The 16,875-nt window shown below is 70.4% G+C and carries 11 protein-coding genes; 4 read left to right on the top strand and 7 right to left on the bottom strand.

Annotated elements, in window-relative coordinates:
• Positions 1-58: 58 nt before the first annotated feature.
• Positions 59-2,512, bottom strand: a complete 2,454-nt coding sequence (locus VPA02S_RS26240) for a DNA internalization-related competence protein ComEC/Rec2 (protein WP_062366541.1) — start codon at positions 2,510-2,512, stop codon at positions 59-61.
• A 140-nt stretch (positions 2,513-2,652) separates the two neighbouring features.
• Here VPA02S_RS26240 and VPA02S_RS26235 point away from each other — a divergent pair, with 140 nt between their 5' ends.
• The 4 genes from VPA02S_RS26235 to VPA02S_RS26220 all read left to right on the top strand — a co-directional run bounded on the left by VPA02S_RS26235 (position 2,653) and on the right by VPA02S_RS26220 (position 10,498).
• Positions 2,653-6,195, top strand: a complete 3,543-nt coding sequence (locus VPA02S_RS26235; protein WP_062366539.1) for a transglutaminase family protein — start codon at positions 2,653-2,655, stop codon at positions 6,193-6,195.
• Between the two features lie 84 nt (positions 6,196-6,279).
• Positions 6,280-9,015, top strand: coding sequence for a circularly permuted type 2 ATP-grasp protein (locus VPA02S_RS26230; RefSeq protein WP_062366538.1), 2,736 nt, complete (start codon positions 6,280-6,282; stop codon positions 9,013-9,015).
• Positions 9,016-9,062: 47 nt separating this feature from the next.
• The gene (locus VPA02S_RS26225; protein ID WP_012748504.1) at positions 9,063-10,043 is read left to right on the top strand and encodes a transglutaminase family protein; all 981 of its coding nucleotides are present in this window, start codon (positions 9,063-9,065) and stop codon (positions 10,041-10,043) included.
• Positions 10,040-10,498 (top strand): RidA family protein, encoded by a 459-nt coding sequence (locus VPA02S_RS26220; RefSeq protein ID WP_012748505.1) that lies wholly within the window; start codon positions 10,040-10,042, stop codon positions 10,496-10,498. The genes VPA02S_RS26225 and VPA02S_RS26220 overlap by 4 nt, the downstream gene beginning before the upstream one ends.
• Positions 10,499-10,523: 25 nt before the next feature.
• On the opposite strand, the gene VPA02S_RS26215 is transcribed toward VPA02S_RS26220, so the two are convergent.
• From VPA02S_RS26215 to VPA02S_RS26190, 6 genes are all read right to left on the bottom strand, one after another.
• Positions 10,524-11,183: an aspartate/glutamate racemase family protein gene (locus VPA02S_RS26215; protein ID WP_062366536.1), complete on the bottom strand. Its 660-nt coding sequence runs from the start codon at positions 11,181-11,183 to the stop codon at positions 10,524-10,526.
• 44 nt (positions 11,184-11,227) lie between these two features.
• A complete protein-coding gene (locus VPA02S_RS26210; RefSeq protein WP_018905922.1) occupies positions 11,228-12,682 on the bottom strand; it encodes an MFS transporter in 1,455 nt (484 codons plus the stop codon).
• Between the two features lie 208 nt (positions 12,683-12,890).
• Entirely contained in the window at positions 12,891-13,727 is an 837-nt protein-coding gene (locus VPA02S_RS26205) for a MurR/RpiR family transcriptional regulator (protein ID WP_012748508.1), read from the bottom strand.
• Positions 13,728-13,777: 50 nt separating this feature from the next.
• Positions 13,778-14,806 carry a LacI family DNA-binding transcriptional regulator gene (locus VPA02S_RS26200; RefSeq protein ID WP_062366534.1) on the bottom strand — a complete coding sequence of 343 codons (1,029 nt, stop codon included), beginning with the start codon at positions 14,804-14,806 and terminating at the stop codon, positions 13,778-13,780.
• Between the two features lie 124 nt (positions 14,807-14,930).
• Complete coding sequence (locus tag VPA02S_RS26195; RefSeq protein WP_062366533.1) at positions 14,931-15,917, bottom strand: 2-hydroxyacid dehydrogenase; 987 nt, start codon at positions 15,915-15,917, stop codon at positions 14,931-14,933.
• Positions 15,918-15,919: 2 nt separating this feature from the next.
• Positions 15,920-16,873 (bottom strand): sugar kinase, encoded by a 954-nt coding sequence (locus VPA02S_RS26190; protein WP_012748511.1) that lies wholly within the window; start codon positions 16,871-16,873, stop codon positions 15,920-15,922.
• Positions 16,874-16,875 lie beyond the last annotated feature (2 nt).

Below are 16,875 nucleotides of genomic sequence, written 5' to 3'. Positions count from 1 at the left end.
AAGTTCGAGGCCAGTGAAAGCCCTATGTTGAGGCGAAACACCGCGCCGCCGCCCGCTTTCACGGCAGGCGGTGGTGCCAATACCGGGCATTGCGCTCCCGTTCGCAGCCGACTTCGCCCGGTTCCCGGCTGCGCCACAGCACGGCGCCGCAACGCACGCTCTCGACCAGCTTCACGCCCTGCGCGGCATAGCGCTCGACCACTTCCGGGGCCGGATGGCCGAAACGGTTGCGGTAGCCCGCCTGGACCAGCGCGATGCGCGGGCGCACCGCTTCGAGGAACGCGGCGCTCGACGAGCTCTTGCTGCCGTGGTGCGGCGCGAGCAGCACGTCGGCGCGCAGGTCGGCCGTGCGCGACACCAGCGCCGCCTCCTGCAGGCGCTCGATGTCGCCGGCCAGCAGCACCGTGGCGCCGCCGTTGGCGATGCGCAGCACGCAAGAAATGGCATTGGGCTTGGTGAACGACAGGTAGTCGCCCCCCGCCGGGTGCAGGATCTCGAAATCCACGCCGTCCCAGCTCCAGCGCTGCCCCGCCTCGCAGCGCCGGGCCGGCCGCACCGACTGCAGCGGGTGCGCGGCTTCGATCGAGCTCGACAGCGCCGCCTGCGGCTGCATCGCGAGCACCGCGGGCGCGCCGCCGGTGTGGTCGCTGTCGCGGTGGCTCAGCACCAGCATGTCCAGCCGCTCGTCGAAGGCGCGCAGCAGCGGCACGAGCACGCGGTGGCCGGCGTCGCTCTCGAGGCTGTAGCGCGGACCGGCGTCGTACAGCAGGCTGTGCGTCGCGGTGCGCACGAGGATCGCGTTGCCCTGCCCGATGTCCGCAGCCAGCAGCTCGAACTGCCCCGCGGCCGGCCGGGGCGCGTGCCAGAGCAGCACCGGCAAGAGGAGCGGCAGGCCCAGCGTGCGCAGCGACCACGGCAGCCGCATCGCAAGCAGGACGCCGCCCGCCACGCCGCAGGCCGCCATCCACACGGGCGGCGCCGCCATCGAGAGCGTGGCATACGGCAGTGCGGCCAGCCACCGCAGCAGCAGGGCCAGCACCTGCACGGCCCAGGCGGCAAGCTCCCATCGCGGCGGCGCCACCGCCCCCAGCATCGCCAGCGGCGTGACCACCAGCGTGACCCAGGGGATCGCCACCGCGTTGGCCAGCAGGCCCACCACCGACACCTGCTGGAAAAGCAGCAGGCTGAGCGGCGTCAGCGCCAGCGTGATCACCCACTGCTCGCGGAAGAAGGCCAGCAGCCGGGCCGACCGGCCCGCCGCCTCCTCGGCCGGCCGCATGAAGCCGGTCGCGAACAGGATGCCCACCGCCACGAAGCTGAGCCAGAAACCGGCCTGCATCAGCGCCCACGGGTCGACCGCCACCACCACCGCCGCGATCAGCAGCCAGACATGGGGCCATGGCCAGCGCCGCCCCGTGAGCCGCAGCAGCGCCGCGGTCGCGAGCATCCACACCGTGCGCTGCGAAGGCACGCCCCAGCCGCTGAAAAGCGCATAGAGCCCGGCCAGCAGCACGCCGCCGGCCAGCGCGGCCTGCGGCGCGGGAACGCGCAGCATCAGCCGGCCGCTGCGCCGCCACAGCGCACCCACCGCATGCGCGGCAAGCCAGGCGAACATGGTGATGTGCAGCCCCGAGATCGACATCAGGTGGGCCACGCCGGTGGCGCGGAACACATCCCAGTCGCTGCGGTCGATGGCGCCCTGGTCGCCGGTCACGAGTGCGGCGATGACGCCGGCCTGCCGCGCGTCGGCCACGCGCTCGAACACCGCGTCGCGCACCGCCTCCCGCGCACGCTCGATCGGATGCAGCCATGTGGATTGCAGGTGTGCCGGCGCGGCATCGCGGGCGCCGGTTCGCACATAGCCGCTGGCATGCACGCCCTGCTCCCAGAGCCACAGTTCGCTGTCGAAGCCGTGCGGATTGAGATTGCCGTGCGGCGCCTTGAGCCGCACCGTGAGGCGCCAGCGCTCGCCCGCATGCAGCGCGGCCGCATCGCCGGGCGCGGCACGGCCTTCGGTCGCACGTCCCCAGAGAGAGCTGTCCTCGCGGTACCAGCCGAGCGCGATGCGCGCCGGAACGCGTGGCGCGGAGCCAAGGCGTTCATCGGCCCAGCGGGCCGATTCGACATCGAGCCTGAAGCGCGTGCCGCCCTCGTTGCGCTGGGGCATCTGCGCGACCACGCCCACCACCTGCAGGTCGCGGCCTTCGAGGGCCGGGTCGAGTGCGCCCTGCGCATAAGCCGCCGCGCGCCAGCCCGCGAGCCCGCCGGCGGCAAGCGCTCCGCAGGCCAGCGCAAGGGCCATCGCAAGCCCTGCCGGCATGCGCCACGCACGAAGCGGCCATCGCCATCGGCGCGACAGTGCCGCCAGCCCCGCAAGGCCCGCGAAGAGCAGCGCCGCATAGGCACCCGCGCTCCACAGCCGCGGCTGCTGCAGTTGCAAGGCCGCGCCGAGCAGCGATCCGCCCAGCGCAGCAAAGGCCCACGACGCCGCCGCGGCACGTGCCGGCCTCACCGGCCAACTCCAGAACACATGATGCAAACCCTCCCCATGCTCGCGCTCAGTGGCGCGTTAATTGCTTTGCTTCTGGGCTAGTATGCGTCTCACAAGAGACATCTTTTCGATGCAATCTCGCAGTACTGCACACAAAACGCATGTCCATTCACGCCGCACTCCACCACGTCACCCACTACAAATACGACCGCCTGGTGCAGTTGGGCCCGCAGGTCGTGCGCTTGCGCCCCGCGCCGCACTGCCGCAGCAACGTCATCTCGTATTCGCTGCAGGTCGAGCCGGCCGAGCACTTCGTCAACTGGATGCAGGACCCGTTCGCCAACTACCAGGCGCGGCTCGTGTTTCCCGAGAAGACGCGCGAGTTCAAGGTCACGGTCGACCTGGTCGTCGAGATGGCGGTCTACAACCCTTTCGACTTCTTCCTCGAGCCGCAGGCCGAGAACTTCCCGTTCAAGTACACCGCCTCGCAGGCCGAGGAACTCGCGCCCTATCTCGTCACCGAGGAACCCACGCCGCTCTTGTCGGCCTACCTCGACAAGATCGAGCGCAAGGAACAGCGCACCATCGACTTCCTGGTCGGCCTCAACCAGCAGGTGCAGCAGGACGTCAACTACCTGATCCGCATGGAGCCCGGCGTGCAGACGCCGGAAGAAACGCTCACCAGCGGCAGCGGCTCCTGCCGCGACTCGGGCTGGCTGCTGGTGCAGCTGCTGCGCCATTGCGGCCTGGCGGCGCGCTTCGTCTCGGGCTACCTGATCCAGCTCACGCCCGACGTCAAGGCGCTCGACGGCCCGAGCGGCACCACGGTCGACTTCACCGACCTGCACGCCTGGTGCGAGGTCTTCCTGCCCGGCGCGGGCTGGATCGGCCTGGATGCCACCTCGGGCCTCCTGGCCGGCGAAGGCCACATCCCGCTCGCCTGCACGCCCACGCCTTCGAGCGCCGCGCCCATCGAAGGGGGGGTGGACGAAGCCGAGGTCGACTTCGGCCATGAGATGAAGGTCACGCGCATCTACGAATCGCCGCGCGTGACCAAGCCCTACACCGAGGAGCAATGGGCCGAGGTGCTCGCGCTCGGCGACGCAGTCGATGCGCGGCTGAAAGCCGGCGACGTGCGCCTCACGATGGGCGGCGAGCCCACCTACGTGGCCACCAGCGACCGCGACGCGCCCGAGTGGAACACCGATGCGCTCGGCCCCACCAAGCGCGGCTATGCCACCGAGCTCGTGCACAAGCTGCGCGCCGAGTACGGCCAGGGCGGCTTCCTGCACTTCGGCCAGGGCAAGTGGTACCCGGGCGAGCAATTGCCGCGCTGGGCGCTGTCGATCTTCTGGCGCGCCGACGGCCAGACGCTCTGGCACGACCCCGAACTCTTCGCCGACGAGCGCGTGCCCACGCACTACACGAGCGAAGACGCGCGCCGCTTCACCACCGTGCTGGCGCACAAGCTCGGCATCACCGAGCGCTACGTCCAGCCCGGCTACGAAGACGTCTACTACTACCTCTGGCGCGAACGCCGCCTGCCGGTCAACGTCGACCCCTTCGAATCGAAGCTCGACGACGAGCTCGAGCGCGTCCGCCTGCGCCGCGTGTTCACGCAGAAGCTCGACGCGGTCATCGGCTACATGCTGCCGCTGGAACCCGCCAACGCCAATGCCGACGCGCCCGCGCTCGAAGGCCCGGGCTGGAAGACCGGCCCCTGGTTCCTGCGCGACGACCGGCTCTACCTGATCCCGGGCGATTCGCCGATGGGCTACCGCCTGCCGCTCGATTCGCAGCCCTGGGCCAGCAAGGGCGACTACCCCTACCTGGTCGAGCGCGACCCCACCGCGCCGCGCGCCGCGCTGCCGAGTTCGGCCGACTACCGCGCGCGCTATGCCGTGCCGGCCGGCGGCGCAGCGGGCGCCGACCTGGGCGCCGTGCCCTATGCCTTCGGTGCGCCGCCGGTGGTGCCTGCGGCCCTGCGCATGCAGGCGCCGGGCGAGACGGCCGCCGCAGGCACGGCCGCGAGCGGCGATGCCACCGCAGCCGACGACGCAGCAGCAGCCACCCGCTCTTCCGCCACGCCGTCCACGCGCCAGCCGGTGCGCGGCGAATCGGCCCACTGGGTCACGCGCACCGCGCTGTGCGTCGAAGTGCGCGATCCGCGCCGCGCCAATGGCCCCGCGGCCGAGAAAAAGGGCAGCGCCTCGGGCGTGCTTTACGTCTTCATGCCGCCGCTCGCGCGCCTGGAGGACTACCTGGACCTGGTCGCGGCCGTCGAAGCCACCGCGCAGCAGCTCGGCATGCGCATCGTGATGGAAGGCTATCCGCCGCCGCGCGATCCGCGTCTGAAGATGCTGGCCGTCACACCCGACCCGGGCGTGATCGAAGTCAACATCCATCCGGCCCACAACTGGAAGGAACTGGTCGCCCACACCGAGTTTCTCTACAACGCCGCGTTCGAGACCCGCCTCTCGGCCGAGAAGTTCATGACCGACGGGCGCCACACCGGCACCGGCGGCGGCAACCACTTCGTGATGGGCGGCGCCACGCCGGCCGACAGCCCGTTCCTGCGCCGGCCCGAGCTGCTCGCGAGCCTCTTGCTCTACTGGCACAACCACCCTTCGCTGAGCTACCTGTTCTCGGGCATGTTCATCGGCCCGACCAGCCAGGCGCCGCGCGTGGACGAGGCGCGCAACGACCAGGTCTACGAGCTCGAAATTGCGCTGAAGGAAATCGCGAAAAGCCGCGAGATCCACGGCCAGAACATGCCGGCCTGGCTGGTGGACCGCACGCTGCGCAACATCCTGATCGACGTGTCGGGCAACACCCACCGCAGCGAGTTCTGCATCGACAAGCTCTACTCGCCCGATTCGAGCACCGGCCGCCTCGGCCTGCTGGAGCTGCGCGCCTTCGAGATGCCGCCCCATGCGCGCATGAGCATTGCGCAGCAGCTGCTCATCCGCGCGCTGGTGGCGCGCTTCTGGGACGAGCCGTACAAGGCGCCCGTCACCCGCTGGGGCACCGAGCTGCACGACCGCTTCCTGCTGCCGACCTTCGTCAAGATGGATTTCGACGACGTGATCAGCGAGATGCGCCAGGCCGGCTTCGCCTTCGATGCCGACTGGTTCGCGCCGCACCTGGAGTTCCGCTTTCCGCTGGTGGGCCAGGTGCAGGCGATGGGCGTGGAGCTGTCGCTGCGCAATGCGCTGGAGCCGTGGCACGTGATGGGCGAGGAAGGCTCGGCCGGCGGCACGGTGCGCTACGTCGATTCGTCGCTCGAGCGCATCGAGGTGCGCGTGACCGGCCTGAACGAAAGCCGCCACGTCATCACCGTCAACGGCAAGATGCTGCCGCTGCAGCCCACGGGCACGGTCGGCGAATTCGTGGCGGGCGTGCGCTACAAGGCCTGGAACCCGCCTTCGGCGCTGCATCCGAGCATCGGCGCGCATGCGCCGCTGACCTTCGACATCGTCGACACCTGGATGAAGCGCTCGCTGGGCGGCTGCCAGTACTTCGTGGCCCACCCGGGCGGGCGCAACTACGACACCTTCCCGGTCAATGCCTACGAGGCGGAAAGCCGGCGCATGTCGCGCTTCACGCAGATGGGCCACACGCCGGGGCTGATGCGCACGCCGCCGGCCACCATCGAGCTCGCGGGCAGCCGCGAATTCCCGTTCACGCTCGATTTGCGGCGCTGACAGGGGTTTGAAAAGCCCGCAAGAGGACATTCAGCACATCGCCCGTCATCCGGCCGGTGACGGCAATGTGACAATCCACCTCCTGTGGAACCCCTGAACGAATCCCTGTTCGATGCCCAGGCGCTGGAATTTCCAGCCGCCCTGGCGTCGGCGCTCGCGCCGGCCGCCCTGCCCGGCCACTTCGACGAACTGCGCGGGCAGGCCACGCCCGCGGTGCCCGCGCGGCCGGCCGCGGGGGCAGCGCCATTGGCGCCGATGCCGCCCATGCTCTACGACGCTGCGGCGCAGCCGCCGGGTCCGTCGCAGGCTCAATCACAGACACAAACTCAAACCCAGGTCCTTCAGCCCGCCCCCGGCGACACCCCGCCCCTCACGCCCGCCTGGAACGCCTTCTTCGAGCAGCTCGGCCCGGGCGGATTCAACGACCTGCCACGGCGCGCGGTCAGCCTCGAGCGGCAGATCCGGGACAACGGCGTCACCTACAACGTCTATGCCGACGCCGACGGTCCGCAGCGGCCCTGGTCGCTCGACCTGTTCCCGCTGATCGTCTCGCCCGAGAGCTGGGCCCAGATCGAGACCGGCGTGCTGCAGCGCACGCGCGTGCTCGACCGCGTCATGGCCGATGTCTACGGCCCGCAGCAGCTGCTGGCCGAAGGCCTGCTGCCGGCGGCGCTGGTGCACGGCCATCCCGGCTACCTGCGCGCGATGCATGGCGTGAAGCCGCCGGGCGACACATGGCTGCACATCGCGGCCTTCGACCTCGCCCGCGGGCCCGACGGCAACTGGTGGGTGGTGTCGCAGCGCACCCAGGCGCCCTCGGGCCTGGGCTACCTGCTCGAGAACCGGCTGGCCATCACGCGCCAGTTTCCGCAGGCGTTCGAGGCCCTGCAGGTGCAGCGCCTGGCCGCCACCTACAGCGCCATGATGGACGGCCTGCAGCGCATGTGCCCGGCCGGCGTGCCGCCGCACATCGCGCTGCTGACGCCCGGCCCCTACAACGAGACCTACTTCGAGCATGCGTACCTCGCGCGCTACCTGGGCCTGACGCTGGTCGAGGGCAGCGACCTCACGGTGCGCGACCAGCGCCTCTACCTCAAGACCCTGCAGGGGCTGCGGCCGGTGCACGGCCTCATCAAGCGGCTGGACGACCAGTTCCTCGACCCGCTCGAGCTGCGCCCCGATTCCACGCTGGGCGTGCCGGGCCTGCTGCAGGCGATTCGCGCCGGCAACGTGCTGGTGGCCAACATGCCGGGCTCGGCCTTCCTCGAGTCGCCCGCGCTGCTGGGCTTCCTGCCCGGGCTCGCGCGCCGCCTCATCGGCGAAAAGCTCAAGCTGCCGGCGCTGCCGACCTGGTGGTGCGGCGAGCGCGCTGCGCTCGAGGCGGTGCTGCCGCAGCTGGGCGATTGCGCCATCAAGCCCACCTATCCCGGGTCGGACGGGCAGACCAGCTTCGACGCGGTGCTCGGCAGCAAGCTCAGCCGGCGCGAGCTCGACGAATGGGCCGGCCGCATCGTGCGCGAGGGCGAGGCCCACACGGTCCAGAGCTACCTGCCGCTGTCGCAGATGCCCACCTGGGCCAACGACATGGGCCCCGGCCACATCGCGCCGCGCGCCATGCTGCTGCGCGTCTTCGCGGTGAGCGATGGGCCGCAGTCCTGGCGCGTGCTGCCGGGCGGGCTGGCGCGGCTGGCGGGCCGCGATGCGCAGATCGCCTCCATGCAGCGCGGCGGCAGCAGCGCCGACGTGTGGGTGCAGACGCACGGCGAGGTCGACCGCACCACGCTGCTGCAGCCGCATGCCACGCCGGCCTCGCTCGCGCGGCACCGCGCACCCGTGACCAGCCGCGCGGCCGAGAACATGTTCTGGCTCGGCCGCTACACCGAGCGCGCCGAAAACGCCGTGCGCCTCGCGCGCCTCACGCTCAACCTGCTGGGCAGCGAAGACCAGTCGTCGCGTCCGCTGCTCGACTGGCTGCACCGCATGGCGCTGCGCAATGCGCTGGTGCCGGCCGAGGCGCCGAGCGCGCCGCAGTCGCGCCGCGTGTTCGAACGCGCGCTGATTGCCGAGCTCGGCGACGTGGCGCGCGGCGGCAGCGTGGGCTTCAGCCTGCGCTGCATCCGGCAGGCCGCCGCCGCCGTGCGCGAACGGCTCTCGCAGGACACCTGGAACCAGATCGTGCGCGCCGAGGCCGACTTCCTGCGGCGCGCGGCCGAGCAGGCCGGCGAAGGCAGCTTTGCCACCGGCGCCGCGCTGCGCGCGCTCGAATCCGCCAGCACCGCGCTCGCCGCCATGACCGGCGCGCAGACCGACCGCATGACGCGCGACGACGCCTGGCGCCTGCTGTCGATCGGCCGCCACATCGAGCGGCTGGGCTTTCTTGCGAGCGCGCTGGAGGCCGGTTTCGAGAACGGCGCCGTGCACGAAGTGAGCGGCTTCGAAGCCATGGTGGCGCTGTTCGACAGCACCATCACCTTCCACGCCCGCTACCAGCAGCGGCGCGACGTGGCCACGCTGGTCGACCTGCTGGTGCTCGATGCCGAGAACCCGCGCTCGCTGGCGTGGGTCACGCAGACGCTGCGCGGACGCATCGCGCGCCTGGCCGGCAGCGCGCCCGGCAAGCTCACCGCGCTGTCGTACGAGCTGCCCGACCCCGCCGCCTGGACGCTCGAGCATCTCTGCGCGGCCGGCGCCGAGGCCGACTACCCGGCGCTGGTGCAGCTTCTGGCCAGTTGCGAGACGGCGGCCTACCATGTGTCCGACGCCATCGGCACGCGCTATTTCACGCTCACCTCGGAATCGCTGCGCTCGGTCGGCGCCTGAGGCGGGACGGCCCGCGCCGCTTCGCACTGCAACCCCACAGGACCCCCATGCTCCTTCACGTCACGCACGAAACCCGCTACGAGTATTCGCCCGCGGTCGAAACGGCGCAGCACCTGGCCCACCTGAAGCCGCTGGCCACCGCCTCGCAGCGGCTCGTGAGCCACAAGCTCGCGATCGAGCCGCCGCCCGCGCAGCGCAGCGAAGTGCCCGACGTCTACGGCAACACGCGCGCCTTCTTCGCGCTCGAGGCCACGCACGACAGCCTCGTCGTCACGGCCGAAAGCGTGGTCGAGACCGGGGCGCCGCAGCTCGCGCCCGGTATTGCGCGCGAGCTGCCCTGGGAGGCCGTGCGCGAACGCTTCCGCTACCGCAAGGACGCCACCTTCGACCCGGCCTCGGAGTTCGTGTTTCCATCGCCCTACGTGCCGCGCCACGACGACTTCGCGGCCTATGCGCGCGCGAGCTTCGCACCCGAGCGGCCCACCTTCGACGTGGCCATGGACCTCACCGAGCGCATGTACCGCGACTTCGCCTACGACGCCGACAGCACCGAGATCAACACGCCCGCCGCCGAGGCGCTGGCGCAGCGCAAGGGCGTGTGCCAGGACTTCGCCCACATCATGATCGCGTGCTTTCGCGTCATGGGCCTGCCGGCGCGCTACGTGAGCGGCTACCTGCTCACGCAGCCGCCGCCGGGCCAGCCGCGGCTGGTGGGCGCCGATGCCTCGCACGCGTGGGTGTCGGTCTACCTGCCGGGCGAAGGCGACGGTCCTGAAAGCACCGGCGGCTGGGCCGATTTCGACCCCACCAACGGGCGCCAACCCGGCGAAGACTACGTCGCGCTCGCCATCGGCCGCGACTACTCCGACGTCTCGCCGATGCGCGGCGTGCTGCACGGCGGCGCGCGCCACACGCTCAAGGTGGGCGTGACGGTGCGTCCCATCGAGGAGCTGCGCGCGCAGGCCGAAGAGGCAGCGCAGTCACAATCACAGACTCCATCGCAACCCACTGAAAAGGATCTTCAATGAGCGTTTACGACAAGCTTTCCAGCCTCGGCATCACCCTGCCCCCCGTCGCTGCCCCCGCCGCGGCCTACGTGCCCTTCGTGCGCACCGGCAACCTCGTTTTTCTCTCGGGCCACATCGCCAAAAAAGACGGCAAGGTCTGGGCCGGCCAGCTCGGCGCGAACATCGGCACCGAAGAAGGCAAGCAGGCCGCGCGCGCCATTGCCATCGACCTGCTCGGCACGCTGCATGCGGCCGTGGGCGACCTGAACAAGGTCACGCGCATCGTCAAGGTCATGAGCCTGGTCAACTCCGTGGGCACGTTCACCGAACAGCACCTCGTGACCAATGGCGCGAGCGAATTCTTCGCCGAAGTGTTCGGCCCCGAGAAGGGCGCGCATGCGCGCAGCGCGTTCGGCGTGGCGCAGGTGCCGATGGGCGCCTGCGTCGAGATCGAGCTGATCGCAGAAGTCGGCTGATCTTCTTTCGTTGCCTCGCACCGCCTCAGGGCGTGACCGCGAGCTTCGAACAAAGCAGCCGCATCGCGGCGCCGATCGGCGCGATCACCGGCACCTTGAACCGCGGCGTCAGCGCGAGCGCCGCCTGCCCGAGCGGGCCGCCGCCGATGATCACGGCCTCGGCACCATCGTCGGCAATGCAGCGCTGAACGGCCTGCGCCAACGCCTCTTCTAGCGCGCGCGCATCGGCCACGAGCGCGCGCGGATCGCCCTGCGTGAGGCGGATGCCGCTGAACTGCGCGCGCAGCCCGAGCGCGGCGGCGCGCGCCTCGATGGGCGCCGCGAGATCGGGCGTGATGGTGGCGATGCCGAAGCGCCGGCCGCCCTCGCCCGCCGCGAGCATCGACGCCTCGGCGATGCCGACCACGGGCACGCACGCGTCGCGCCGCACCAGTTCCACGCCAGGATCGCCGAAGGCGCTGACGATCACGCCGTCCCAGCGCTCGCCCGCCGCCGTGCGCCACACCTTGAGCACCTCGGCCGCGGCTGCGTCCAGCTCGCGTTCGTTGACGATCATCGGCGGGCCCTGGGTCGCCGTGCGGCCCGTCACGCGGCAGCCTGCGGGGGCTTCGGCCGATGCGATCCCGACCATCATGTCGGTGGTCGCGACGGACGCGTTGGGGTTGATGAGCAGGATGTCTGGCATGCGGAAGGACGCTTTCTTCTTTGGGAGATCGGTTGTTGCGCGGCTCAGTTCGAACGCGCCAGCGACGCTGCCGGCGTCCCGTCGCCAGGCTCGGCCTCGCCGGCCAGCGGCAGCGCATCGGGCGACTGGCCATAGGTCTCGGGCACGCACTGCACGCTGGCAACGAACACCGCGTACATCGCGGCGGCCAGGCCGAACACGCCCACCAGCCCGAAGGCGTCGAACAGCCGGCCCGCCACCAGCGGCATCAGCGCGCCCGCGGCGGTGCCCGTGGCCAGGATGAAAGCGGTGCCGAAGGCGCGCACGCGCGTCGGATACAGCTCGGGGGCGAAGATCCAGATGGTGGTGTTGAGCAGCAGCACGAAGAACTGGAACACCGCGCCCGCGACCAGGATCACGGCGATGCTCTTCGCCACGAAGCCGATGGCCAGCGCCGCGAGGCAGGCGCACACGGCGCCGGCCGTCAGCACCCGCTTGCGCGGAAAGTGAAAGCCCAGCAGCGAGGCCGCAATGGCGCCCAGCAGGCTGCCGCCCTGCATCACCATCGTGAACATCAGGCTCTTGGACATGCTGTAGCCCAGCGTCACGAGGATGGTCGGCATCAGCGTGAGCACCGATATCTGCGCGCCGTAGGTCATCCATATCGTGATGCACAGCGCAGCGGTGCGCCGCGCCAGCGCGCCGCGGAATATTTCGGTCACGCGCACCTTCGGCCGTGCGGCCTGCGCGCCCGTGCGGTCGTCGGTGATGTATTCACGCTCGGCCGCCAGCTTGCCCGACAGCCGCCCCGAGGCCAGCCGCGAGAGCACCGCGTTCGTCTCCCTGACGCGGCCCTGCGACAGCAGGAAGCGCGGCGTCTCGGGGATGAAGCGGCGATAGAACGCGCCAAGCAGAGCCGGCACCATGAGGCAGGCGAACAGCCAGCGCCAGGCGTTGTCGCCCGGGAACATCCAGAACACCAGCAGGCCAAAAGCCGGCGCAAGAAAGTTGCCGAGCCCGCCGGCGCCCACGTTCACCAGCCCCACGGCCGTGCCGCGGAACTTGGTCGAGCAGAACTCGGCCAGCATGGTCACGGCAATGGCGATCTCGCCGCCCAGCCCGAAGCCCACCACCGCGCGGCCCAGCGCCATCACCGTGAAGTTCGGTGCCATCGCGCAGATGCCCGCACCGAGCGTGAACAGCAGCAGGTCGATCGACAGCATCACGCGGCGCCCGTAGCGGTCGGCAATGAAGCCCGAGACGATGCGCCCGGTGGCTGCGCAGGCGAAGGTGACGGTGTTCAGGAAACCGATGTCTGATGCACTCAGCCCCCACTGCTCGCGCAGCATGGGGCCGACGATGCCCACCGCGTTCTGCTCGAAGGCATCGAACAGGCAGCCGATGAGGATCAGGAAGATGATCGTGTGGTGCGAACGCGTGACGCCGATGGTGTCGAGCGCGCGATCGAGCTCGGCGACTCGGGGCGAGTCGGGCCCGGAGGAGAGTGCAGGTCCAGCCATGGAAAACCCCTTGAGAAAGGATTGAAGTGCTCGTTTGCGCGTCGCAGCCCGGTGTCGCGGAACGCATGGTAGGCGGCAACGCACCTGAATGGCATATGGATTTCACCTACTTGGTGCAATTGAAATCCAAATTTCATCCAGTCACAAGCCTGCGCAAGCTTCGTGCCCGTTTTTTTCGGCTTCGACAGCCGGGTGCCAGCTCAGCCCCTCAGAGCTCGCCGTTTTCCTCGTGCCCCAGCTCGATCGCCGCCAGCCGCTTGCGGCCGGCCGAACCGGCGGCCTCGACCACCATCGTGGCGATCAGGTCGCACACGCCCATCACGGCCGCGTGGTTGTCCAGCAGCCCCGGGCCGCGGCAGTCGCATTGCAGCGACCAGGTGGCATCCGCGAAATCAGGCGAGGCGCGGTCGCTGATGTAGACGATCTTTGCGCCGGCGCGGTGCGCGGCCGCCAGCAGGGTGTCGAGCTGGCGGGTCTGCCGGCGCAGGCCGAACACGATCACGCAGTCGCGCTCGCCCAGCCCCGCCAGGTGCTCGGCCAGCGTTTCGCCCGGTCCCGGGATGGCCGTGACGCGCGGCACCACCTGGATGATCTGCCAGCGCAGGTACAGCGCGAACGCATGGCTGCTGCGCGTGCCGAAGATCAGCACCTGCCCCGCGCCGATGATCGCCTTCACGATCTCGGCCATCTGCCGGTCGTCCAGGCGCTCGAAGGTGTTCGCGAGGTTGGCCTGCGACTGCTGGAAGTGCGTGGCCACGAGATGGCCGCGCTTGGAGGCTTCGGTGGCGTTCTGGAACAGCGGGGAGCCGGTCTGCTTTTCTTCCCGCACGTGGCGCCGCGCCTCTTCATAGTTCTCGTAGCCGATGCGCCGGATGAAGCGGCTCACCGTGGAAGGCGACACGCCCGCGAGTTCCGCGAGTTCATTGCCCGCATAGCTGGCCAGTTCGCCGGGAAACTCCAGGACGAAATCGGCAAGCTGGCGTTCGGTTGCGGGCAACTGGTCGAGCTGGCTGCGAACGCGGCGGACGAAGGAATCGGCGGACATGTGTGGGCGGTGGGAAACAGCGCACGATGATGCCATGCCGCCTCGCGGCGCTACGGCTGTGCCTGCGACGAGCCCCGCACCACCAGCTGCCCCGGCAGCAGCAGCTGGCGCGGTGCGGCATCGAGCCCGCGCAGCCGCTCGATCAGGCAGGTGGCGGCCGTGCGGCCGATGGCGTCGGTCGGCTGCGCCACGGTGCTCAGGCCGGGGCCGATCAGCGAGGCCCATTCGGGATCGTCGAAGCCGACGAAGCCCAGGTCCTGCCCGAACTGCCAGCCCAGCCGCGCCATCGACTGCGCGATGCGCAGCGTGACCACCGCATTGCCCGCGACCACGGCCGCGCGGCGCCCCCGTTTGGCGCGCTGGCGCAGCGCGCGCAATGCCTCGTCGAGCGCAGCGCCGTCGCCCTCCACGCTTTCGAACACCTCGCCCGCCACGCGCGGCTCGTGCGCGGCCACGCAGGCACCGAAGGCGGCCGTGCGCTCGCGCCGCGAGCTCACGCCCTTCTGCGGCTCCGTCACGTAGAGCAGTTCGCGGTAGCCGCCCTCGACCAGGTGGCCGCAGGTGTCGCGCATGGCCGAATGGTTGTCGAGCGCGACGAAGTCGGTGTGCATGCCGGTGTGGCGGCGGTCCACCAGCACCGCGGGCTTGCCGTGCAGCGTGACCGCGTCGACCACGTTGCTGCCGCGGCCCAGGGTGTTGAGGATGAAGCCGTCGACCTGGTAGCCCGCGAGCGCATCGATGGCCTCGCGCTCGCGTTCGCTCTCGTTGCCCAGGTTGAACAGCATCACCAGGTAGCCGGCATCCTGGCAGGCCTTCTCGGCACCGCGCAGCACGGCCACCGAATAGGGGTTGGTGATGTCGGCCACGATCAGGCCGATGAGGCGCGAGCGCCCATGGCTCAGCGCCTGCGCCATCGGGCTCGGCGTGTAGGCCAGCTTGGCGATGGCCGCTTCCACGCGCGCCGCGATGTCGCGGCTCAGCAGGCGCTCGCGGTGGTTGAGAAAGCGCGAGACCGTGGCCTTGGAAACACCGGCCGCCTCGGCGACGTCGGCGATGGTGGCGCGGCCGCTGGGGTTCATGGATTGGCTCCTTCCCCTTCCGGGGGAAGGTTGGGATGGGGGCAGGCAGGGCGCTCGATGGATGCGCCGCGGGCCCCCACCCCGGCCCTCCCCCGGAAGGGGAGGGAGAAAATCCTCGGGGAGATCACGCCGCCGCCGTGTCGTATGGCGCCGTCGGCTTCTCGCCCGCCAGCACCTGCAGCAGGTTGGTCGTCGCAAGCTCCGCCATGGCGTGCCGCGTTTCGTGCGTGGCCGATCCGATGTGCGGCAGCGGCGTCACGCGCGGATGGGTGCGCAATGGCGAATCGGCGGGCAGCGGCTCCTTCGCGAACACGTCGAGCCCGGCCGCGCGCAGCGTGCCGTGGTCGAGCGCGTGCAGCAGCGCTTCTTCGTTGACCGTGGCGCCGCGGCCGCCGTTGATGAAGGCCGCACCGGGCTTCATGCGCGCGAAGAAGGCGGCGTCGATCATGCCGCGCGTGGCGTCGGTCAGCGGCAGCATCGCCAGCACGATGTCCGAACGCGCGAGCAGATCGTCGAGCGGCGTGTGCGTGGCGCGGCCCTGCAGCTCGGGCGCCTGCGCGGCCAGGTCGACCGGGCGGCGCGCGTGGTAGAGCACCGGCATGCCAAAGCCCAGCGCGGCGCGCCGAGCCACGGCCTGGCCGATGCGGCCAAAGCCGAGGATGCCGAGCGTCTTGCCGTGCACGTCGGTGCCGAAAAGTTCTTCGCCGATGTTCTTGGTCCAGCGGCCTTCGCGCACGAGGTTCGAGAGCTCGACGACGCGGCGCTGCGTGGCCATCAAAATCGCGAACACCGTGTCGGCCACGGTCTCGGTCAGCACGTCGGGCGTGTGGCACAGCACGATGCCGCGCTTGTGCAGTTCCGCCAACGGGTAGTTGTCGACGCCGACCGATATGCTCGAAATCACCTGGAGCTGCGGCGCCGCGTCGAGCAGCGCCGCATCGACCGTGTGGCTCGCGCCGATCAGTCCATGTGCGCCGGGCAGCGCGGCGGCAAAGGCCTCGGGCTCCTTGCGCGGATCGGCCACGGTCACATGGTGCGCAGCCTGCAGGCGTGCCAGCTGGTCTTCAGGCAGGGGCCGGAAGACCAGCACGTTCTTTTTTGTCGTCGTCATGGTCAGAGTCCTGCTTCTTCGAGTTGCGCGCGCGTCGGCAGGCCTTCGGTGTCGCCCAGCACCTGCACCGCGCGCGCGCCGATCCAGGCGCCGCGGCGCACGGCCTCGGGCACGCTCCTGCCTTCGAGCAATGCGCTCACCACGCCGGCTGCGAAGCCGTCGCCCGCGCCCACGGTGTCGATCACTTCCTTCACCGGAAAGCCGTCGACATGCCCGGTGCCCGCCACGTCGCTGTCGTAGTAGGCGCCCGCTGCACCGAGCTTGACGACCACGAGCTTCGCGCCGCGCTGGCGGTAGAACTTCGCCACGTCTTCGGGCTTGTCATGGCCGGTCAGCAGCAGGCCTTCCTCGATGCCCGGCAGCACCCAGTCGGCGCGCGAGGCGAGTTCGTTGATCCAGTGGCGCATGGTCTCGGTCGACGGCCACAGCGTGGGCCGCAGGTTGGTGTCGAACGAGATCGTGCGGCCGGCCGCGCGCATCACGTCCATGGACTTGAGCGCAGCCTGCAGGCTCGTGTCGGAGATGGCCGCGAACACGCCCGTGGCATGCAGGTGGCGCGCCGAGCGCAGCCAGGCCTCATCGATGTCGGCCGGGCCCATCTGGCTCGCGGCCGAGCCCTTGCGGTGGTATTCGACCGGCGGATCGCTGCCGTCGGTGACGCGGCCCTTGAACTGGAAGCCGGTGCGCTGCGCCGGATCGCAGATGACGTGCGAGCAGTCGATGCCCTCGGCCTTCATCGCCGCGATCAGGTAGCGCCCCATCGAATCGGTGCCCAGGCGGCTGGCCCAGCCCACCTTGAGCCCCAGGCGCGAGAGGCCGATGGCCACGTTGGTCTCGGCGCCAGCGGTGCGCTTGTGGAACGCCTGCGCGTCCTCCAGCGGGCCCGGCCGGTCGGCCACGAGCAGCAGCATGGCTTCGCCGAACAGGGCAACGTCGAAAGCGGTGGGTTCTGTCATGT

This window comes from Variovorax paradoxus NBRC 15149, assembly GCF_001591365.1.
Classification (GTDB): Bacteria; Pseudomonadota; Gammaproteobacteria; order Burkholderiales; family Burkholderiaceae_C; genus Variovorax; species Variovorax paradoxus.
The sequence above is the reverse complement of the archived record's forward strand: the minus strand, read 5'-3'. Positions and strand labels throughout refer to the sequence as shown.

Bases quoted from the DNA above. Each gene is read 5' to 3' on its own strand.
- VPA02S_RS26235 (WP_062366539.1), top strand. From the start codon at position 2,653: ATGTCCATTCACGCCGCACTCCACCACGTCACCCACTACAAATACGAC.
- VPA02S_RS26225 (WP_012748504.1), top strand. From the start codon at position 9,063: ATGCTCCTTCACGTCACGCACGAAACCCGCTACGAGTATTCGCCCGCG.
- VPA02S_RS26220 (WP_012748505.1), top strand. From the start codon at position 10,040: ATGAGCGTTTACGACAAGCTTTCCAGCCTCGGCATCACCCTGCCCCCC.
- VPA02S_RS26215 (WP_062366536.1), bottom strand. From the start codon at position 11,183: ATGCCAGACATCCTGCTCATCAACCCCAACGCGTCCGTCGCGACCACC.
- VPA02S_RS26210 (WP_018905922.1), bottom strand. From the start codon at position 12,682: ATGGCTGGACCTGCACTCTCCTCCGGGCCCGACTCGCCCCGAGTCGCC.
- VPA02S_RS26205 (WP_012748508.1), bottom strand. From the start codon at position 13,727: ATGTCCGCCGATTCCTTCGTCCGCCGCGTTCGCAGCCAGCTCGACCAG.
- VPA02S_RS26200 (WP_062366534.1), bottom strand. From the start codon at position 14,806: ATGAACCCCAGCGGCCGCGCCACCATCGCCGACGTCGCCGAGGCGGCC.
- VPA02S_RS26195 (WP_062366533.1), bottom strand. From the start codon at position 15,917: ATGACGACGACAAAAAAGAACGTGCTGGTCTTCCGGCCCCTGCCTGAA.
- VPA02S_RS26190 (WP_012748511.1), bottom strand. From the start codon at position 16,873: ATGACAGAACCCACCGCTTTCGACGTTGCCCTGTTCGGCGAAGCCATG.